This is a genomic window from Sphingomonas sp. SphC10 (genome assembly GCF_057004845.1).
Genome location: NZ_CM168044.1, coordinates 92,395 through 112,582, shown reverse-complemented (window position 1 = coordinate 112,582; position 20,188 = coordinate 92,395). Strand labels below are relative to the sequence as shown.

14 protein-coding genes are annotated in these 20,188 nt (G+C 67.1%); 6 read left to right on the top strand and 8 right to left on the bottom strand.

The features are described 5' to 3' along the window. Positions 1-381, bottom strand: coding sequence for a winged helix-turn-helix transcriptional regulator (locus ACWKSV_RS00480; RefSeq protein ID WP_056439196.1), 381 nt, complete (start codon positions 379-381; stop codon positions 1-3). Positions 382-475: 94 nt separating this feature from the next. Between ACWKSV_RS00480 and ACWKSV_RS00475 the strand changes: the two genes are divergently transcribed. After that, positions 476-1,537: an NAD-dependent epimerase/dehydratase family protein gene (locus ACWKSV_RS00475; RefSeq protein ID WP_191864758.1), complete on the top strand. Its 1,062-nt coding sequence runs from the start codon at positions 476-478 to the stop codon at positions 1,535-1,537. A 541-nt stretch (positions 1,538-2,078) separates the two neighbouring features. Further along, complete coding sequence (locus tag ACWKSV_RS00470) at positions 2,079-3,887, top strand: methyl-accepting chemotaxis protein (RefSeq protein WP_483666826.1); 1,809 nt, start codon at positions 2,079-2,081, stop codon at positions 3,885-3,887. Between the two features lie 190 nt (positions 3,888-4,077). Here the strand turns inward: ACWKSV_RS00470 and ACWKSV_RS00465 are convergent, their stop codons facing one another. Continuing rightward, complete coding sequence (locus tag ACWKSV_RS00465; protein WP_076715421.1) at positions 4,078-4,983, bottom strand: hydrogen peroxide-inducible genes activator; 906 nt, start codon at positions 4,981-4,983, stop codon at positions 4,078-4,080. Positions 4,984-5,181: 198 nt separating this feature from the next. On the opposite strand from ACWKSV_RS00465, the gene ACWKSV_RS00460 reads away from it, so the two are divergent. From ACWKSV_RS00460 to ACWKSV_RS00450, 3 genes are read left to right on the top strand one after another with little or no spacing between them, the layout of a single operon-like run. Beyond that, positions 5,182-6,861, top strand: a complete 1,680-nt coding sequence (locus ACWKSV_RS00460; protein WP_076715420.1) for an ABC transporter transmembrane domain-containing protein — start codon at positions 5,182-5,184, stop codon at positions 6,859-6,861. Next, complete coding sequence (locus ACWKSV_RS00455) at positions 6,851-7,927, top strand: efflux RND transporter periplasmic adaptor subunit (RefSeq protein ID WP_056439184.1); 1,077 nt, start codon at positions 6,851-6,853, stop codon at positions 7,925-7,927. Before ACWKSV_RS00460 ends, ACWKSV_RS00455 begins: the two co-directional genes overlap by 11 nt. After that, on the top strand, positions 7,924-9,375 hold the full coding sequence (locus ACWKSV_RS00450) for a TolC family protein (protein WP_156884212.1): 1,452 nt from the start codon (positions 7,924-7,926) through the stop codon (positions 9,373-9,375). The genes ACWKSV_RS00455 and ACWKSV_RS00450 overlap by 4 nt, the downstream gene beginning before the upstream one ends. Before the next feature lie 239 nt (positions 9,376-9,614). Here the strand turns inward: ACWKSV_RS00450 and ACWKSV_RS00445 are convergent, their stop codons facing one another. Beyond that, entirely contained in the window at positions 9,615-12,149 is a 2,535-nt protein-coding gene (locus ACWKSV_RS00445; protein WP_191864757.1) for a putative bifunctional diguanylate cyclase/phosphodiesterase, read from the bottom strand. A gap of 266 nt (positions 12,150-12,415) precedes the next feature. Between ACWKSV_RS00445 and ACWKSV_RS00440 the strand changes: the two genes are divergently transcribed. Continuing rightward, entirely contained in the window at positions 12,416-13,279 is an 864-nt protein-coding gene (locus ACWKSV_RS00440) for an alpha/beta hydrolase (RefSeq protein ID WP_076715417.1), read from the top strand. Here the strand turns inward: ACWKSV_RS00440 and ACWKSV_RS00435 are convergent. The 5 genes from ACWKSV_RS00435 to ACWKSV_RS00415 all read right to left on the bottom strand — a co-directional run bounded on the left by ACWKSV_RS00435 (position 13,276) and on the right by ACWKSV_RS00415 (position 20,173). Next, complete coding sequence (locus ACWKSV_RS00435) at positions 13,276-15,480, bottom strand: hypothetical protein (protein WP_191864756.1); 2,205 nt, start codon at positions 15,478-15,480, stop codon at positions 13,276-13,278. The genes ACWKSV_RS00440 and ACWKSV_RS00435 overlap by 4 nt on opposite strands. 67 nt (positions 15,481-15,547) lie before the next feature. Continuing rightward, complete coding sequence (locus tag ACWKSV_RS00430) at positions 15,548-15,712, bottom strand: hypothetical protein (RefSeq protein ID WP_338469005.1); 165 nt, start codon at positions 15,710-15,712, stop codon at positions 15,548-15,550. A 56-nt stretch (positions 15,713-15,768) separates the two neighbouring features. Then, complete coding sequence (locus ACWKSV_RS00425; RefSeq protein WP_076715415.1) at positions 15,769-16,134, bottom strand: hypothetical protein; 366 nt, start codon at positions 16,132-16,134, stop codon at positions 15,769-15,771. Positions 16,135-16,395: 261 nt separating this feature from the next. Beyond that, entirely contained in the window at positions 16,396-16,749 is a 354-nt protein-coding gene (locus tag ACWKSV_RS00420; protein WP_076715413.1) for a hypothetical protein, read from the bottom strand. 19 nt (positions 16,750-16,768) lie between these two features. Beyond that, a complete protein-coding gene (locus tag ACWKSV_RS00415; protein WP_216637082.1) occupies positions 16,769-20,173 on the bottom strand; it encodes a S8 family serine peptidase in 3,405 nt (1,134 codons plus the stop codon). Positions 20,174-20,188 lie beyond the last annotated feature (15 nt).

Sequence of the window (20,188 nt, the reverse complement as noted above, 5' to 3'; positions counted from 1 at the left end):
TCAGGCCCGACGCGAACGCGGGCGCGGCACCAACCGGTCCAGCGCATCGGCATTGTCGCGGCCCCAGCCATACAGCAACTCGACCGGCTCGACGAAGCGCTGACCCAGATCGCTCAGGCGATACTCGACCATCGGCGGCATGATGCTCTGGACATGGCGGGTCAGCAGCCCGCTACCCTCCATGTCGCGCAGCGTCTGGGTCAGCATCTTCTTCGATATGCCCGGCAGGCTGCGCTGGAGGACGCCCGTCCGTGCGACGCCGCCATGGCGGGCGTGCAGTGTATGCAGCACCATGCTGGTCCATTTCGTCGCGAACAATTCCAGCACGCGGCGCGGGGCGCAATCCTCCCGCCATTCCTCGTCGCGTGATCCCGGCTGCATATGGTTACCTTCTGGTGCCTGGGGGCCCAGATGGTGCCGTCTGGAAGTGCTGTCCACCCATACCTAGCTGAAATCCCTGATAACGGAGGCTTTTATGGCGAAGACGGCATTGGTGGTGGGCGCGAGCGGGATCGTCGGCAGCGCGACGACGGCGCTCCTGGTGGAACAGGGCTGGACCGTCCATGGCCTGGCCCGCCGACCGACCGAGCAGGCGGGCGTGCATCCGGTCGCCGCCGACCTTCAGGACCCGGACGCGACGGCGGCGGCGCTGCGTGACGTGAACCCCGATGCGGTCTTCATCACCACCTGGGCCCGGCAGGACAGCGAGGCGGAGAATATCCGCGTCAACGCCGCGATGGTGCGCAACCTGCTCGACGGACTGCGCGGGGGTACCGGCCCGCGCCATGTCGCCCTGGTCACCGGCCTCAAACATTATCTCGGGCCGTTCGAGGCCTATGGCAAGGGCACCCTGCCGCAGACGCCGTTCCGCGAGGAACAGGGTCGGCTGGACATCGAGAATTTCTATTATGCGCAGGAGGACGAGGTGTTCGCCGCCGCCAAGCGCGACGGCTTCACCTGGAGCGTGCACCGCCCGCATACCGTGATCGGGCTGGCGGTCGGCAATGCCATGAACATGGGCACGACACTGGCGGTCTATGCGACCTTGTGCCGCGAGACGGGGCGGCCCTTCACCTTTCCCGGCTCGGCCGCGCAATGGTCGGGGCTGACCGACATGACCGATGCCGGGCAACTCGCCCGCCATCTCCTCTGGGCGACGGAAACCGAGGCGGCGCATGACGAGGCGTTCAACGTCGTCAATGGCGATGTCTTCCGCTGGCAATGGATGTGGGGTCGCATCGCCGACTGGTTCGGCGTCGAGGCCGCACCGTTCGACGGCGTCGTGCGGCCGCTGGAGCAGCAGATGGCGGACGATGGCGCATTGTGGCGCGAGATCGCCATGCGCGATGGACTGGCCGAACCCGATCTGAACCGCCTCGCCTCGCCCTGGCACACCGATGCCGATCTGGGCCGCCCGATCGAGGTGGTGACCGACATGTCCAAGAGCCGACGGCTGGGTTTCACCGGCTATCAGCCGACCGACGATGCGTTCTTTACACTGTTCGAACGGCTCCGTGCCGACCGCCTGATCCCGTAAGCGAGGATATAAAAGCAGCCATCGGACCCGGCAACGTCGAGGGATTCGCCACGCGAGTCGCGACCCTCGACAGGGTTGGCAAACGCCTCTCCCCTCCCTTCAAACGGTCTGCCGACGACAGGCGCAAAATATTTTTGATCGGCCACCCGAGATTTGATGGATGCTGTCGTCGCAACCATTAACTATAATTTCATGATACCGCTATCATTGGCCGATGCCGAGCCGTGGCGTAATTTTCAGCATGTTAGCGCCATTTAGACCAAATAGTAACCAATATAATACCAAGCCCCTTCGGTCCGGCGGAATCTATCGGACGTGATCGTCTCTCATGTAACGCGCCGAATTGTGACAGATTGATGTCACTCCAGTTTATAAACTGTTAGAATTTTCCGTGTGACCCGTGCCGACCTTGACCCAGGTCAATATCGGAAACGGGGAAATCATGCGGGCCACGATCAAATTCAAACTGGGTGCAACATTCGCGATAATGCTCACATTGCTGTTGGGCATGGCGGCGCTTGCCGCGTCAAAACTGAGCGAAATGAACAGTGTCACGACCCAGATCGTCGCTGGCCCGGTGGCCCGGTTGGACCGTGCCGAAACCCTGAACGAGCGCATCAGCTACGCGATCCGCGTGGAAAAGAACCTCGCGCTGACGAACGACGACGAACAGATGCGGGTCTTTGACGGCGAGCTGATGCACGCCCGGTCCGACATAAAGGCGCTGGTCGAAACCGGCCTTGCGAATGCGACGCCTGCGGGCCGCCAGATCTGGACCGGGATCAGCGAGAGTTACACGGCTTGGCTGCCCGTCAACGATATGGTCCGCCGTTTCGGACTGGCCAATCGCAATGAGGAAGCTGGCGCATTGTCGATGACCAAGTCGCGCGAACTGGCCGTGCAGATCAGCCAGGGAACGCAGCAACTCGTGAAGAACGCCAAGGCCGACATGGAGGCCGCGCAGCAGAATGCCGACGCGATCTACGACAGTTCGCGCAACGCGCTGTTCGTCATCTCGGGCCTGGCGCTGGCGATCGCTCTGGCCGGTGCGGTCTGGATTGCGCGGATCGTGTCGCAGGGGCTGAAGAAAATCTCTGTCGCGATCGAGGCGGTGGCGATCGGCGATATCGAACAGGAAGTGTCGGTCGTCACCAATGACGAGATCAAGGACCTGGTTGACACGGTGAACCACATGACTGCCAATCTGCGCCAGAGCGCGCGGCTGGCCGATACCATCGCCGAGGGTGACCTGAGCATCGATCACCAGGCACTGTCGGACAAGGACCTTCTGGGTCATGCCCTGATCCGCATGACCACCAACCTGCGCAAGTCGGCGGAACTGGCCGAGACGATTGCGGGCGGCGACCTGACCGTCAACCACCGGCCGCTGTCGGACCGGGACTCGCTGGGCCAGGCGCTGGTCATGATGGTCGAGCGACTGCGTGGTGTCGTCGGCGACGCCACGCTGGCCGCCAAGAATGTCGCCGCGGGCAGCCAGCAGCTGTCCTCGTCGTCGGAGCAGATGTCGCAGGGCGCAACCGAGCAGGCGGCGGCGGCCGAGGAAGCCTCGGCGTCGATGGAGCAGATGGCGGCGAACATCAAACAGAATGCCGACAATGCCAGCCAGACCGAAAAGATCGCCCGCCAGTCCTCGCAGGATGCCGAGATCAGCGGCGCGGCGGTGCAGAAGGCCGTCGGCGCGATGCGCACCATCGCCGAGAAGATCGGCATCGTGCAGGAAATCGCGCGCCAGACCGACCTGCTGGCGCTGAACGCGGCGGTCGAGGCGGCCCGCGCGGGCGAGCATGGTCGCGGCTTTGCGGTGGTGGCCGCCGAGGTCCGCAAGCTGGCCGAACGGAGCCAGATTGCGGCGGGTGAGATCAGCGGCATGTCGTCCGACACGGTGGCGGCGGCGCAGCAGGCCGGGGAGATGCTCGGCTCGCTGGTGCCCGACATCCGCCGTACCGCCGAGCTGGTCGCCGAGATCAGCGCCGCGTGCCGCGAACAGGATATCGGCGCCACCCAGATCAACGCCGCGATCCAGCAGCTCGATCAGGTCACCCAGCAGAACGCGGCTGCCTCCGAACAGATTTCCGCCACCTCGGAGGAACTCGCCAGCCAGGCCGAGGAGCTGGAGGAGAATATCGCCTTCTTCCGCATCGACAACGGTACGGGCCGCGCAAGCCGCACGCCGGCCCCGGCACGGGCGACGACACCCGCCAAAAAGGCCAAGCCCGCCGCCCGGACGAACGTGGTCGCCGACCAGCAGGCCCGCATTCGCGGCTTCGCGCTGGATATGTCGACCGGCGGCCCGGACGGCGAAGACGCCGATTTTGGTCGGGCCGCCTGACCGGCGAGGCATATCCTGTAAAGAGAGACCTCTCACCATCCTGCACGCGATCCCGGCGGAGGCCGGGATCCATTTGGGGAGGGCGCCAGCAGCTCGATCGAGCCGTCCCGTCACTTGACCCCGGCTACCGCCAAGGACGGCGTGCAGGGGATGGCGAGCCATCACCAAGCAGGCCTAGCGCTCGCCCCCCTCACCCCGCCAGCAGGGTCCGTGCACATCCTTGCACATGATCGGCGATCAGCTTGAACGCCGCGCTCATCGGCGACTGGCGGCGCCAGGCGATGGCGATCGACCGATGCGCACGCCATCCCTGGACGGGCAGGATCTTCAATCCCGTTGCCCCGCCCACTTCCGATCGCAGATACAGGCTGGGCAACAGCGTCAGGCCCAGCCCGCTCGCGACCATCTGATGCAGGCTTTCCAGGCTGGTGCCGTAATAGTCCGGCGCGATGGTCATGCCATAATGGTCCGCGACCTCGGCCGCCTGCCGGGCCAGATGATGGCGCGGGTCCAGCGTCAGAAGCGGACTGCCGCTCAGCACCTCGCGATCCGCCTCGATGGCGGCATCGATCGGGTGGTCGAGCGCCGCGACCAGATGCAGCGGCTCGCGAAACAGGGGTTCGACGGTCAGGTCTTCGCCGGTCATGGGCAGCGGGCCGAGCAGCACGTCGATATCGCCGCGCGACAGCTCGCGCACCTGTTCGTCGGGTATCCCCTCGCGCACATGCAGGCGCAGGCGCGGGGCCATGCGGTGGAGTTCGGCGATGATCGGCGAGAGAAGATACGGCCCCAGCGTCGGCGTGGTCCCCAGCTTCAGGGTGCCGGTCAGGCTGTCGGCCGAGCCCGCCGCCAGTGCCACGATATCGCTGGCGTCGCTCAACATGCGCCGCGCGGTCGCCACGATGCTGCGCCCGACCGGCGTCAGGATCGCGCCCGTCGCGCTCCGCTCCAGCAGCTTGGCGCCCAGCCGCTCCTCCAGCGTCCGAACCTGCTGGCTGAGCGTCGGTTGCGAGACATTGGCGACCCGTGCCGCCAGCGCGAAGGAGCCCGTGTCCGCGATGGTGACCAGATATTCGAGCTGACGCAGGGTGAGCATAGGGCCCTATAGCGGCTTTCTATACCCCGGACACGGCAATTCCGATTGGCCACGATCATGATATGTCGTTACACCGACTTCACTAGGATCAGGCCGAAGCGTAACTTTCATGGAGGGGAACATGAGGGTGTCGCGGAGTGACGGTGGCCGTCGGCTGCCCGCTCCGGCTTGGCCAAGATACGGAAAAAGGGGCGCGTTTTGGCGGGACAACGATTGGGTTTTCGGGATGCGGTGGGCTGGCTGTCGCAGATCATAGGCCCTGATTCGGCTTATGTCCGCCTTGGCATCGTCTATACCATCGCGATCAGCCTGTTGGCACTGGCGACGCCCATCTCAGTCCAGTTGCTGATCAACAGCGTCGCCAATACCGCCATGCCCGCCCCGCTCTGGGCGCTGTCGGGCGTGTTGCTGATGCTGTTGCTGATGGTCGCCGGGCTCAGCGCGCTCCGGGTGTGGATCATGGCCGCGTTCGAGCGTCGCCTGTTCTCGCGCGTGGTCGCCGAGGTCACAATACGTGCGGTCCATGCACAGGACCCCTTCTTCGCCGATGGCAATCGCGGCGACCTGTTTAACCGCTATTTCGATCTGGTCGTCGTCCAGAAATCGGTGCCCAGCCTGGTCATCGGCGCCTTCACCATCGTGTTGCAGGCGGTAATCGGGCTCAGCATCACCAGCTTCTACCACCCGGTCTTCCTTGCCTTCAACGCGGTGCTGGTCACGGCGATCCTGGTCGTCTGGCTGCTCTGGCGGCGCGGCGCGATCAGCGGCGCGGTGGCGCTCAGCCATGCCAAGCACAATGCCGCGCGCTGGCTGGAGAGCGTCGGCGGGTCCAACGGCTTCTACAAGTCGCTCCGTCATCTCGACTTCGCGATGAACCGGTCGGAGGCGATGACGGCGAACTATGTCAACACGCATCGCCGCTATTTCCGCTATCAGTTCGCGCAGACCATCGCCTTCCTGCTGATCTACGCCTTCGCCAGCGCCGGATTGCTGCTGCTGGGCGGGATGCTGATCCTGCGCGGACAGCTATCGCTGGGCCAGCTGGTCGCGGCCGAGCTGATCCTGTCGGGTGTGTTCTACGGCATCTCGCAGCTCGGCACCTATCTCGACACCTTCTACGATCTGGTCGCCAGCTCGGAAGAGCTGTCGCTGCTCTTCGCCATTCCGCAGGAGCCGATGGTGCGCGGCGACAATGGCCCGCGCGATGGGTCGGTCAAGCTGACCGACGTGGCGTTCAACGATGCGCGCTACAATCTGACGCTGGCGGCCGGGGAACAGCTGGTGACGGTGGCCGAGCCGGGGGCCGAGCGCACGCTGGCGATGCTGCTCAAGCGCCATGCCTTGCCCGATCGCGGGCTGGTGCGGATCGGCAATGCCGATCTGGGCTCGTTCGACATGTACCGCCTGCGCTCGGACGTGACGGTGCTCGACCGCTCGACCATCGTCGAGGTGACGATCCGCGAATATCTCCGCCTCGCCTCGGGTGAACTGGCCGAAAAGGCGATGGAGGCGCTGGCGCTGGTCGGGCTGGAACGCCGTCTGGCCAGCCTGCCGCAGGGGCTGGACACGCCGCTGGGTTCGACCGGCTATCCGCTGAGCGTCGGCGAGACGATGGCCCTGAAGCTCGCCAATGCGCTGCTGGTCGGCCCCAAGCTGCTGCTGCTCGGGCAGCTCTACGACCTGTTGCCGCCCGAACGGCTGCGCGCCGCGCTACACCTGTTGCGGGCGCATGGCACGACCGTGCTGCTGTGCACCGGCCGCCCCGAGGACATGCAACTCGACGGCTATCTCTATCTCGGCCTGACCGAGCAGCGTCGCTTCGACCAGCTTGCCGACCTCCAGAACGCCTATCGCCGGGAGGACGCCGATGTCGCCTGATCAGCTCGCGCATTTCCGCACCCTCTCATCGCTGCGCCCGCCACGGGTCACGGTCGCCATCGCCTGGATCCTGACGGTCGGCATCGCGGCGGTCATCTTCATCCTGTTCTTCGTGCCGTGGTTGCAGACCGCGCAAGGGCGCGGCCAGGTCGTCTCGCTCGATCCCACCGACCGCGCGCAGGACGTGACCGCACTGGTGCCCGGCCGCGTCGAGCGCTGGTATGTCCATGACGGCCAGCATGTGAAGCGCGGCGATCCGATCGCGCGGATCATCGACCTCGATCCCAATCTGCTGTCCCGCCTCGCCGCCGAACGCGCACAGGTGGAGGCCGAGATCGCCTCGGTCCGCCAGTCGCAGGCGGTCGCCCAGATCGACGTCAGCCGCACGCGCCAGCTCTATGCCGAAGGCCTCGCCTCCCGCCGCGATTATGAACAGGCGCAGATCAAGGTGGCGGATTCCGGCGCCAAGCTGGCGGAGTCGCGCGCCAAGCTGAACCGCATCGACGTGCAGCTGAACCGCCAGTCGGCACAGCTGGTCCGCGCCCCGCGCGACGGCCGTATCCAGAACCTGAACGCCGCGGCGGGCGGTGCCTATGTCTCGGCGGGCACCGCGCTGGCGGTGGTCGCGCCGGAAGAGGTGCAGCGCGCAGTCGAGCTGCTGATCGACGGTCGCGACGTGCCGCTGCTCCGCCCCGGTCGCCCGGTGCGTCTGGAGTTCGAGGGCTGGCCCGCGATCCAGTTCAGCGGCTGGCCCTCGGTCGCCTACGGCTTTTTCGACGGCCGCGTCCGCACGATCGATCCCAATGCCAATGCGCAAGGGCTGTTCCGCATCCTGGTCGAGCCCGCGCCCGGCAAACCCGCCTGGCCCGAGCGCCGCTTCGTCCGGCTGGGCGGCAAGGTGCAGGGCTGGGTCCAGGGAGAGACGGTCACGGTCGGTTACGAACTGTGGCGTCAGCTGAACGACTTCCCGCTCGAATTCGGCCAAACGGTGAACGACAAGCAGGACGACAAGGGCGCGAAGGACGACGACAAGAAGATCGCGGCCAAGGCGGGCAAGCCGAAATGATGCGCTCGCTGCTGCTGATCTCCGCGCTCGCCCTCCCTGTCCTGTCGGCACCCGTCATGGCCCAGCGGATCGAGGCGATCCCCGCGCCCGCGCCTGTATCCCGCACGGGGCCATTGACGCTGGACGAGGTGCTGCGCTCCTCCGCCCGCGCCGCGCCGCAGATCATCGAGGCGCTGGCCAAGATCCGCTCGGCGGAAGGCAAGGCGATCACCGCCGACGGCGCGTTCGACACGGTGTTCGAGGCCGAGGGCCGCTCCCGCACGCTCGGCTATTATGACGGCACCGTCGCCTCGGCGAGCGCGAACCGGCCGCTGAGCAACAATGGCGGTTACGTCTATGGCGGCTACCGGGTCAGTCGCGGCAGTTTTCCGGTCTATGAGGACCAGAATTACACCAACCGTCTGGGCGAGGTGAAGGTCGGGGCGCTCTATTCGCTGTTGCGCGACCGGCTGGTCGACGAGCGTCGCACCCGCCGTACCCTGGCGTCGGGCGATATCGACATCGCCAAGTTCGAGCGCGAGGCCGTGGCGATCGGCGTGCAACGGCGTGCGGTCGATGCGTATCAGAACTGGGTCGCGGCGGGCCTGCGCCTGCGGGCTTATCGCGAGCTGCTGGACCTCTCGCTCAACCGGCGGGGTGGCCTCGCCCGGCAGGTCGAACTGGGCGCGCGTCCGGATATCCTGCTGGCGGAGAACGACCAGAATGTCGTCCGCCGCCGGGCGCTGGTCGTGCGGGCCGAGGGGGATTTCCAGGCCGCCGCCAATGCCCTGTCGCTTTATTACCGCGATGCCGAAGGCAATCCGGTGCAGGTCGGGCCGGAGCGCCTGCCCGGCGGGGCCGAGGCGCTGTCCGGCGTCGCGGTGGCGGCGCGCCAGAATTTCGAACAGCGCCGCCCCGATCTCCAGGTGCTGCTGGCGCGGATCGACCAGGGTTCGGCGCGCCTGGCGCTGGCGCAGAACGACCTGCGTCCCCGCTTCGACCTGCGCGGCGAGATGGGCAAGGATGTCGGTCCCATCGGCCTGGGCGGCCCCAATCGCACGCCATTGGAGGCGGCGGTCGGCTTTCGCTTCTCGATGCCGCTCCAGAACCGCGCGGCGAAGGGCCGCATGGTCGAGGCACAGGCCGAAATGGATGCGCTGTCGGCGCGCAGCCGCTTCCTGCGCGACCAGATCGCGGTCGAGGTCGAGGGGATCACCATCGGCGTCGATGCCGCCGAAAAGCTCGCGACCATCGCCGAGCAGGAACGCCAACTGGCCGAACGGCTCGCAGCGGCTGAGCGGCGACGGTTCGAACTGGGGTCGAGCGACTTTTTCCTGGTCAACCAGCGCGAGGAAACCGCGAACGACGCGCGTGTCCGCCTGATCGACGCGCAGGCCCGGATCGCGGCCGCCCGCGCCGAACTGGCCGCCGCCACCGCCGACCGCGCGGCGCTGGGGCTGGAGCCCTGAACGGGCGGCTGAGCGAGGCTCTAGACCGTGATGACATTGCGTTGAACCAAGCCGAGCCCCTCCCCTTCAGGAGCATCAGGCAAACCGCGCCCCGCGCGGTTCAGATCAGGCTGGGAGCCTGATCGACCTGGTGCTGGGTTGGGGTGGGGCCTCGCCACAGGCGGCGTACTTGCGGAGGCGCCCCACCCCCTGCCCCTCCCCTGAAGGGGAGGGGTGAACCCATCTCAGGTCATCCCGCTCTACACCCGATCCGCCAACGGGGCATTGCCGGCGGGAACGACCGGCGCCCCATCGGTGATCGGCGCGAGCGCGACGGGGTGGCCGTAGAGATAGCCTTGCCCAAGCCGACAGCCGAGCTGGCGCAGACGCTCGGCCTGCCATTCGGTTTCGATCCCTTCGGCGATCACGACCTTGCCCAGGCCGATCCCCAGGCCCACGATCGCGCTGACGATCGGGAAGGTGCCGCCATCGGTTTCGTCGAACCCGGCGACGAAGGACTGGTCGATCTTGATCCGGTCCACCGGCAAGTCGCGCAGATGGACCAGCGAGGCATAGCCGGTGCCGAAATCGTCCAGCGCAATGCACACACCCGCCTCGTGCAACGTGCGCAGGCTGGACAGGATGCTGTCGGCGCCGCGGTCGAGCATCACGCCCTCGGTCACCTCGACGCACAGCCGCGATGGCGCGACGCCATAATGCGCCAGCCGTTCCAGCACGGTGCGCGCCGAACGCGGTCCGCCAAGCTGCGCCGAGGTGAAGTTGACGCACACCACACCCAGCGCTTCGCCGCGATCGCGCAGCGCGATCAATGCCAGTTCGAGGACATGATCCTGGATGCGCAGGCCGATCCGCTCGGCGACCAGCACATCGGCGAAGCGGTCCGGGGTCATCAGCCCATGGACCGGATGGTCCCAGCGGAGCAGCGCCTCATGCCCGCACACCGTTTCGGTCTCCAGCGAGACGATGGGTTGCAGGTATAGGACGAATTCGCCCTGATCCAGCGCCTGCTCGGCCTCCCCGGCAAAGGCGACCTGAAGTTCGCGCAGGCTGCTTTGCAGTGGATCATATCGGACATAGCGCGCGCGGCCCAGCCGCTTGGCGGTGTAGAGCGCCAGATCGGCATTATGGTACAGCAGGTCGAGCGCTTCGGCATCGTCCGGGTAGCGTGCCGACCCGATGCTGAGCGACATGGTCCGGCTGCGATCGCGGCCATGCCATTGCTCGCCCTGGATGCCGGCGATGCGTTCGGCCAGGGCGGCCTCGTCATGCAGCGAGCCGGGGCACAGGATCGCGAACTCGTCGCCGCCGATGCGCGACACCCGCACATCCGCCATCGAGCGTACGACGCCGCCCAGCGCGGTGCCGACATGGCAGAGCAGCATGTCGCCGCTGGCATGGCCCAGTCGGTCGTTGACGTCCTTCAGATAATCGACGTCGATCAGGAACAGGCTGAACGGAATGGACGCCTTCATCAGGGCATTGGCCTGCTGCTGAAAGGCGGCGCGGTTGCCCAGGCCGGTCAGGAAGTCGGTATGCGCGGCCAGCCGCAGCGTCTTGGTCTCGGCCATGTCGATCTCGCGCCGCTGCCGCGACTCGTCGAGTTCGCGGCGGATGCGGCGGAAACGGTCGGCGATCGCGAGCGAGAGGACCAGCGCCTCGAACGCCAGCGCCAGGAAGGTCGCCATGTCCACCGCGTCATTCTGCCGCACGAAACCCAGATTGCGCGCCAGCCGCAGGACGAACAGCGTGATGACCGGGCTCCATCCGATCATGTAGAACCAGACGACCCGGCTGCCCCGCCGTGCTGCCACGACGCAGGACCAGGCGATCAGCGCCGATGTCGCGGCGATGTCGTAGTTGAGCAGCCGGTCGGTGAGCACCGGGGGAAACCAGGTATCGGCGGCGGCCAGCGCGCCGAACACCGCCCCACCGATCGCCAGCCAGCGTCCCGCCCGGATCACGCCGGGGGACAGCACCCCGTCCTCGATGACCGAGAAGAAGAACATGTTGCACGCCGCGACCATCAGACCGACGAGCACGAACCAGATCCGCACCGCGATCGGCCCGACCAGCCACGGCACGAGCAACGCCGCCGTATTGGTCCAGATCAGGCCATAGACCAGCGCAACCGCCACCCAGAGCAGATACCAGCGCTGAAAGGCGGGCCGCCGCCCGGCATGGATCACCAGATTGTAGAGAAAGGCCGACAACAGGGTCCCGGCGAACAGACCGGTCAGCACCAGCCAGCCGACATCCGCACCGTTCATCCTGCTGCCCGGCCGGGCGACGACCTTGCGCATCAGCGACAGGTCGTCGATCTGCCGGAAGCCGACATAAAGCTTGCCCACGTCGCGCCCCGGTGGCCCAACCACGAACTTCAGGAGGCCCCCGGGCGTCCAATGGCCCCGCAATTCATCATAGGACAGCACCCGACGCGTCGCCCTGCCGTCATGCGTGACGACCAGCAGGCCGAGGCGGTCGAACCGGGTCTGGTCGATCAACAAATCCCAGTAGGGGGGCAAGCTGCCCAATCGGGACGTGTCCAGCCGCAACCACAGCCAGTCCGCCCCCCGCGTCGGGGCCTCCGCGCCGCAGCGATAGGGTGCCTCGACGATCCCGGCGTCGCTGGCGCCGTCCGGCAACGCGGCGCTGCAGACGGTCGGATACAGATCGACCGCCTTGGCGGAGGCCGCACCCGGCGTCATCGCGGCCAGCAGCAGCAGCCATAAAAGGCCCCATGCCCTGACGTCCCAAACCCGCTTCGCGGCCTTCATGCCGACCCGTCCCCAACCCGCATTAATGTGACGGAAACAAGACGGCCAATCCCGCAGAGCGCCCCCGCTCCCGCCGCTTTCCCCACTTGCGCCCTGACCGCCTTTTTACGCTTTCGTCAATCTCCGTATTTCAGGCCCTTGAAGTACGGTGACTTTTTTCTGGACAATCGCAGGATCGGCCGGATCGCGGCGCTGGAATATCGCATTTCCCATTTCGGACCGCGCCCTCTCTGGCGGCAGGCACAGGCTTTGGGCATGGAAGAGCCATGACGCTGTTCCATCGGATCGCCCGGTCGCTCCCCGCCTCCCTGTCGCTGCTCGTCGCGGCCTGTTCGCCGCTGGCGACCTTCGACCATCTGGTGCCCAAGGATGGCGGCGGCAGGCGGGTGGCCGAGGCGCTGGCCTATGGTTCCGATACACGTCAGCGGCTCGACATCTACGCCCCGCGCAGTGCGGGAGCGGGTGACCGACCGGTGGTCGTCTTCTTCTATGGCGGCAGTTGGAACAGCGGGACGCGCAGCGGCTATGCCTTTGTCGGGCGGGCATTGGCGGCGCAGGGCTTTGTCGTGGTGATCCCCGATTACCGGCTGGTCCCCGCCATCCGCTATCCTGCCTTTGTCGAAGACGGCGCGGCGGCGGTGCGCTGGACGAAGGGGCATATCGCCGGGTTCGGCGGCGATCCCGCGAAGCTTGTGCTGATGGGGCATTCGGCGGGTGCCTATATCGCCGCGATGCTGGCGGTCGACGATCGCTGGCTGGGCCGTGACCGACAGGCGGTACGCGGGCTGGTCGGGTTGGCCGGTCCCTATGACTTCCCGCCCTTCGACGTGGATGTCAGCCGGGCGGCCTTCGGGGCCTGGCCGCGCCCGGAGGAAACCCAGCCGGTCCATTGGGCCGGAGCAGGCGATCCGCCTTCGCTGCTAATGGTCGGTGCCGAGGACAAGACGGTCCTGCCGCGCAACAGCGAGGCGCTGGCCGCCCGGCTGCGCGCGGGCGGCGTGGCGGTGACGCTGCGCGCCTATCCCAAGCTCGGCCATGTCGGGATGATCCTGTCGGTCGCCCGCCCCTTTCGCGGCCGTGCCCCGGTGGTGGCCGATGTCGCCGCCTTCGTCCGGCAGGTGACGCGCTAACGTCCGTCGGGGATCAGCCAGGTTTCCGCGACCTGCTTGCCGCGCCCGCTGCCGCCCATGCCGGGCGGCCGGGTCCAGGCGAGGTCCAGCGTACCGCCCGCTGTCGCCTCGCGCGGGATGGCGACCGTGACCTGGCTGGGGTTGGAAGCACGGACGAAATGCTCCTGCAACACCGTCGTCCCGTTCGCGACCAGCCGCATCGGCAGCGTATAGTCCTCCCCCGCATAGGTGATCGTCAGGCTGTAACCCCGGCGCGGGTCGAGCCCGTCATAATGCAACCGCAGCGGGCTGTCGTAGAGCGTCTCGGCATAGTCGAGTTCGCCCGGCCACCAGCCGTCCGCCGGGGTCCGGTCGGCGATGCCGTCTATGGCGGTGGTGAAGAATTGCGGATCGGCCTGGAAACCGGGCCCGCGCACCAGATGCGGCTCGGCATCCGGGCGGCCCAGATCGTCATAGAGTGCACCCTCCGCCCGGCGGCTCCGGTCGGGGATCGGCCAGCCCCTGGCCATCTGCGCCTCGATCCACGCGCGGCCGGTCAGGTCGACATCGGCGCGGTCGAGATTGGCGCCCCGCTCGATATTCGACGCGCCGTAGCGCTTCACGCTGAGTTGCAGTCGCGCCGCCTGCCACAGCCGTTCGGCCAGCGCGTTCAGCCGGTCGAGCAATGCGGCGACCTCGGGTCCGTCGCCCGTCACCAGGATGGCGCGCGCGCGTTCGGGATCGGGTGCGGCCAGGGCCGCCGCTCGCCGCGCACGGGCGGCGATGGTGCGGCGGCGGACCAGCGCATCATACACCGCACGATAGCGCAGCGAGTCGATCCGCCAGTCGGCGAACGCGGCGGGCCGGACCTGTTCGGCGAGGCGCAACGTGGCATCGATCGTCGTATTGGTGGCAGGGTCGCCGACCCAATTGGCCTCCAGCGCCGCCGGAAGTGCTGCCGCCCGGTCATCGCCGACGAACACCCGCGCATAGTCTTTCGCAAAGGCGCGTGTGTCGGTCTTCGGGTTCCAACCCAGTCGAAACCAGAGGAATTGGTTGAAATCGTCATTCACCCCTTCGGAATAGGTGATGAACCCGGCGGTCAGGGGAGCGAAGCGGGCGAAGATATGTGCATAGGCGGCGGGGCGCGGATTGATCGGCTCGCGCCCCTCGGTCAGCGCGAATTCGGGCCACCAGCGCGGCACCGGAAACTGCGCATGCATGGTGTGCGCGATGTCGGGATAGAGGATCAGCGGATAGCGCGCCGGTATCCGCGCCCGCTCGACCGACAGCGGATCGCGCGTCTGCGGACCGACGAAGACGCCGGTCAGCCAGTCGGGCTGTTTGTCCAGTTCGCGGTAGAACGCCTCGAACCCCGCCGCGTCGAATCCTTGTGACGAGATATAGACGGGCGCCGTGGGACGGCGCGCGCGAAGCAATGCCGCCTGTTGCGCCACGAGCGGAAACAACCGCGCGGGCGGCGTATGCCCTGGATCGCCGCCGGGCACATAGAGCGCATCGACATAGGGCAGATCGGCCAGCACCCGCCGGAACGCCGCGACCTCGGCGGCCACCGCGCCGGGTTTGTCGTAATCGCCAAGCTCGGGATAATAGAGCGCGACATCCAGTCCCAGCCGGTGGGTGATGCGGGAAATCCCCGCCAGCGTCTCGCGCGGCGGGGCGGGGAAAAGCGGCCCGGTCGCATCATCGTCGGACACCGGCGCGATGATCTGCACCCCGCTGGCCCCCCAGAGCGCGAAATCCTCGATCCGCCGCTGAAACATCGGCAGGGTCCAGGCATCGTAGCTGTTGTTCTTGGGGCGATAGCCGATCTGGGTCAGCCGCGTGGCATAAGTCGGCTGCTCGTCAACCGGTCCCCTCACGGTCAGACGCGCGGTCCCGCCCGCAACGTCGAGATGGCGCAGCACCCAGCCCGCGCCATAGACCAGTCCCCGCGTGTCTCTAGCGGTGACGACCGTCACCGGCCCCACCCGCCGGATCGCAAAGCCTTCGCGGCCCAGCTTGGTGGGTGCCCGCCACCGGCTCCGCAGCGCGACGGGAAGCGCCGCCGCCACCGCCCCCGGCGGCGCGACCAGCACCCGGACGTCGCCGCACCGCACGACCCGCTCGGCGATCCGGCGGTTCAGCAGATCCGCCGCAACGTCCCCCCCTGCCCCGGCCGTCGCGCAGGATGCCGCCAATGCAGTGGCAACGAAGATCATGCCGCCACACCAGGGGCGGTAAGGGACGGGGTATGATTCAAGATCGGCTCCATGGTTTCGCCTTGGTCTATGGTCGATCCACGTCGCTTTCCATAGGCCTTGCCCTTCCGTCGCGACGCAGCGCCCAGGCGAACGTGGCGAGGCTGGCCGTCAGCGACCGGCCCGACATGGTCGGCACCGCGATGGCGATCGCGAGCAGGCTGGCGTCGTACGGACGATGGACCACCAACATAAAGGACAATGGCCTCGTCGTTAAGGCGGATCGGACCGCGGCGATCTTCCCCCCGTTCAAGGTGTATCCAGATCGAGCAGCGGATCTCGCGTCCCCAGCCGGGTGGTGACGTCCGTCATGTCATCGGGAAAGATCAGCTCATCGAAACGCCGCGACAGGTCCAGCGCCACCGTGCCGGCCCGCTCGCCGTCCGCGACGATGCTGCCCGCCAACATGTTGCCATGATTGATCCACACCACCCCGCCCTCTCGCTGGATCACCGCCAGCGCTTGCGGGTGCAGCGCGCGTTCGACCAGCAGGCGGTTGTCGCGCGGAATGACGATGTCGGCACGCTCTTCCAGCAGGCGCAGCGTCGCCTCCAGCTGCACCAGGTTCGGATAGACATTGCCCAGCCCGTGCCGCTCGCGCCGCCCCCCTTGCACCTGCGGGGACGGTCCGTCGGCCGTATTTGACCAGATTGAGGATATAGCGGTTCCCCCGCACCCGCAGGGATGGTCCCTCGCCGGGAACGCATGTCGCCGATTGAATGAAATTTCCACCGCACCTACGGCTGGTCCTACGCCCAACCATCAGGGGCGGGAAATGGCCGTCTTTGGCTTGAAGGATCGTAAGAGCACCGAAGCATCTTTCGTCCCATCAGATATCGCCAAAGACCACGCATTCTGAGGGAAGTTGATCGCGGCTTACGGTTTCCAGGACTGCCCTGCCAGCCGCTCCAAGGCTTTCCGACGGGCGGCGGGATCGAGGCGGGACAGCACGCGTCGCTCGCGCTTCGACAAGCTGCGCGCCTGCCAGCCATAGGCCGCCATGCACGCCTCGATCGTATCTCCGGACACCCGGCCCGGCGTTCCATTGTCGAGCAGCGCCGCCCCGTCCGGGCGCTCACCACCCGCCGCCGGGCCGGTGGTGATGATGCGGCAACGCCGGAGATCGGCTTCGACCTGCGTCAGTGTCGCTCCTGGCTGATGATAAACGACCAGCGGCACCGGATCGGCCGCCACCGCTGCCATCGCCAGCAGGGCCGCCATCACCACCATGACGACCCCGCCCGCTCCATCAGAAGGACAGCTTCAGCCCGGCACGATAGGACTGGTTGCGCACATCGTCGCGTCCGACCGTCGAGTCCGCCGCCAGCGAGACGGTCGCACGGCCCGAACGATAGGCCACTCCCGCGCTGATCTCGCCCCAGTCGCGGTCCTGCTGTGCGGTCACGAAGCGGGCCTGAGTCCGCGTGCCGCCGACCAATCCGGCGTTGAAATAGCCCGGCCGCCCCTCGAAATCATGGACATAATAGGCCGAGGCGAAGGGGCGGAAGCCGCCTTGCGTCGCGTCGATCTGAAGCCCCGCACGGCCCTGCACGCTCAGGAATCGGTCGCGGCCATAGGTCAGCGCCGGGCCGCTGCCCGTCTCGCCCGTGGGGGTGAAGTCGATGCTGCTGGTACGGATCGCCACGCGCGGGCCGAAACGCAGCGCCCCGCTGCCCTTCATATAGCTCGCCCCCACTTCGCTCGACAGCGCCAGCGCATTGTCGCGCGAGCGCAGGTCGAAGGGCGTGCCGACAAAGCTGCCCTGCCGCCGGGTCGAGGACTGGTACACGCCCGCGCCGAACTGTGCATCCAGCGCCGGGCCGAGCGTACCGCCGAGCCGTCCGTAGAGCGTGCCCTGGATCAGCTCGCCTTTGGCCGACTGGCCGAAACGCTGGTCGCCATCGATATCCGAATAGGACAGGCCGAAGCCCAGCGCGCCCGTGTCCGACACCCGCGCTTCGACACCGCCCGCGATGTAGAAGCCGTCGAACGGATCGCGACCGCCGACCGTGCCGGGCATCGCCGCGCCCGAGCCGTCAATATAGCCGCCCGCCAGATAGGCCGAGACATTGTCGGGCAGCATGTTTTCGCGGACGATGCTGGTCGGCGTATCGCTGACCGTCTGGGGACGACCGGGTGCGGCGATGGCGTTGGCGGCGAACTCCAGCGGCTTGCCGATCATCGCGACCGTGCCGCCCGCAAAGCCGTCCGGCGTCATCGCGGTCAGGCGATCGCGATAGAAGCGCGCGATATTGTCGGTCGCGGTGGTCCCGATCGCCCGGCGGGTCGTCTGGCTGCGCGGCGCGATCGCCTCCAGGCTGCTGCGGATCGTCCCGACATCCTGCAGGTCGAGCAGGCCGTAGGTCCCGCGCAAGCTCGCATAGGCGGAGCGGTTGGCGTCGAGCAGACGCGCATAGGCGGTCTGCACCGGCGTCGCCGCGACGACACTGGCATAGGGCCGCGCGCCCACCGCCGCCGTCACCCGGCCTGCGCCATAGCTCAGTTCGGGATAGAGGATCGCACTGAAGGCGGTGGTGCTGCCAAAGCTGCCGGTGATGCCGTTCGATGCGGTGAGGAGCGTATAGCTGTCGCCATAGCGCGGCACATAGTTGACGGGGCGCAGGGTCAGGTTGCCGCCGCCCAGCACGATGCTGCGCGCCGCCAGTTGGTCGGAGGTGCCGGCGGAGCCGATATCCGCGACGAACTGGCTGCCCGATCCCAGACTGGCGGTGCCCGCCACGGTCAGCGTCCCGAACGCGCCGGTGCTGCCCGGCGAGACGATGCCGCCCGACCCGGCGGTCAGCGATGCGACGCTGCCATTGCCTGCGACGATGCCGCCCGACACCGCCGTCACCGCCGATCGGGTCAGGCTGCCGTCCACGGTCAGCTGCCCCTGCTCGACACGGGTCGGGCCGCTATAGCTGTTGGCGGCGGTCAGGATCAACTCGCCGCCGCCGCGCTTGACCAGGCCTCCAATATCGTTGGGGAAGCCCGCCAGCACTTCGGCCGAATAACGGTCGCGCGCGTCGGTGATCGGGTTGCTCCAGATATCGGTCGTGCCCGATGCGACCGTGACTTCGCGCGTGTCGCGCAGTGCGGTCGGCCCGCGCAGCGCCACCGCCATCTGCGGCGCGCCCCAGCCCGAGCGCAGGTCGACGCCCGGCGTGTCGAGGTCCCTGGAACTGGACACGAGGATGTCGGAGATCAGCCCGGTATTGTATTCGGGAAAATACTCCATCAGCAGCGCGGCGAAGCCCGAGACATTGGGTGCCGCCATCGACGTGCCGGTCAGCGCGGCATAGCCCGGCCCGGTGAAGGTGATGTATTTTTGAAGTTCGGCGGTGATCAGCGTATTGGCCTGAGTCAGCACCGAGGTGGAAAAGTCCCGCCCGAGCAACGTGACGTTGCCGGGAATGGTCAGGATCTGCGCCAGACGGCTGGTATAGCCATCGGGATCGGGCGTCATGAACCGCGCGCCGTACGCCAGCGAGATGCCGACCGCCTGTTGTGCCGCCTTGGTCCGCTCGGCCTCCTCGTCGAAGGGGCGGCCGAGTGTCTGGGCGATGTCGCGTCGAACAAGATAGTCGGTCAACACGCCCAGCCAAGCATTGACCGCCGCCGTCTGCAACTGGGCCAACGTCGTCGCGGCATAGATGGTCGGGTACATGGCGCGGGTGTACTTCGCCCGGATCGCGGTGCCGTCGACCAGATAGGTCTGCGCCGCGGACACGACCGAACTGCCCGGCCCCGACACGCACCAGGTCGCGGTCTGGCCGCACAGGCTGGTGCTGGACGCCGCCGTGCCGTTCGCCAGATAGTTGGTGACGGACAACCAGTTGGAACGCAGCCGCAGGTCGTTGAGCGGCGTCACCGCATCGACACTGGCATGGACGCCGCCGCCATTGCCCGCCGAGAAGACGACCAGCACGTCATTCTTCAGGACCGGATCATAGAGGCCGTTCAGCGTCTGCTGAAACGCACCGCGCGCCTGGGACGAGGTCAGCGTATAGGGCTGGGTCGAGGTCGAGCCCCAGCTGTTGTTGATGATCCGAACCCGCCCGGTATTGGCGAGCGCCGGGATATTCTCCTGCGCGGTGGCGACCATGACGTTGTCGAGGATCTGGTCGCGCCACCACAGGAAATCGCCCGCCGCAAAATTGGTCGTCGCCGACAGGATGTTCGCGCCGAACGCGTTGCCGAACATCACCCCGTTCGCCAGCCGGTCGCCCGCCGCCGTGCCCGCGACATGGGTACCATGGATTTCCCAGGGCCGTCGCGGATTGACCATGCCGTCATTGCCGTAGGCCGCGGGGACGGGCGTGCGCAGCCCCGCAATCTTGCCCGATCCCGCAAAGGACGGATGGCTCATCACCACGCCCGCATCGTTGATCCCGATCGTCTGACCCTTGCCCGACAGGCCCAGCACATAGGCATATTCCAGGCCCAGATAGCCCTTGGTGTAATCGACCGAGAATTGCTTGTCCTGCCGCCACGACGCCAGCGCCGCGTTATAGTCCGCCGTTCGCTGGCCATTGGCCATCACATAGCCGCCGGTCGGTGCAGGCGGCACATATTGGCTCTGCGCGGCTGCCGAGCCCGCCTGAACCAGGCAAAAGGACGCGATCGCCAACAGCGATACGCGAGAAACGCCCACCCCCACGCTATTCCC

Coding starts and splice junctions, on each gene's coding strand:
- ACWKSV_RS00475 (WP_191864758.1), top strand. CDS start 476: ATGGCGAAGACGGCATTGGTGGTGGGCGCGAGCGGGATCGTCGGCAGC.
- ACWKSV_RS00440 (WP_076715417.1), top strand. CDS start 12,416: ATGACGCTGTTCCATCGGATCGCCCGGTCGCTCCCCGCCTCCCTGTCG.
- ACWKSV_RS00445 (WP_191864757.1), bottom strand. CDS start 12,149: ATGAAGGCCGCGAAGCGGGTTTGGGACGTCAGGGCATGGGGCCTTTTA.
- ACWKSV_RS00465 (WP_076715421.1), bottom strand. CDS start 4,983: ATGCTCACCCTGCGTCAGCTCGAATATCTGGTCACCATCGCGGACACG.
- ACWKSV_RS00470 (WP_483666826.1), top strand. CDS start 2,079: ATGAACAGTGTCACGACCCAGATCGTCGCTGGCCCGGTGGCCCGGTTG.
- ACWKSV_RS00430 (WP_338469005.1), bottom strand. CDS start 15,712: ATGTTGGTGGTCCATCGTCCGTACGACGCCAGCCTGCTCGCGATCGCC.
- ACWKSV_RS00455 (WP_056439184.1), top strand. CDS start 6,851: ATGTCGCCTGATCAGCTCGCGCATTTCCGCACCCTCTCATCGCTGCGC.
- ACWKSV_RS00450 (WP_156884212.1), top strand. CDS start 7,924: ATGATGCGCTCGCTGCTGCTGATCTCCGCGCTCGCCCTCCCTGTCCTG.
- ACWKSV_RS00420 (WP_076715413.1), bottom strand. CDS start 16,749: ATGGTGGTGATGGCGGCCCTGCTGGCGATGGCAGCGGTGGCGGCCGAT.
- ACWKSV_RS00435 (WP_191864756.1), bottom strand. CDS start 15,480: ATGATCTTCGTTGCCACTGCATTGGCGGCATCCTGCGCGACGGCCGGG.
- ACWKSV_RS00480 (WP_056439196.1), bottom strand. CDS start 381: ATGCAGCCGGGATCACGCGACGAGGAATGGCGGGAGGATTGCGCCCCG.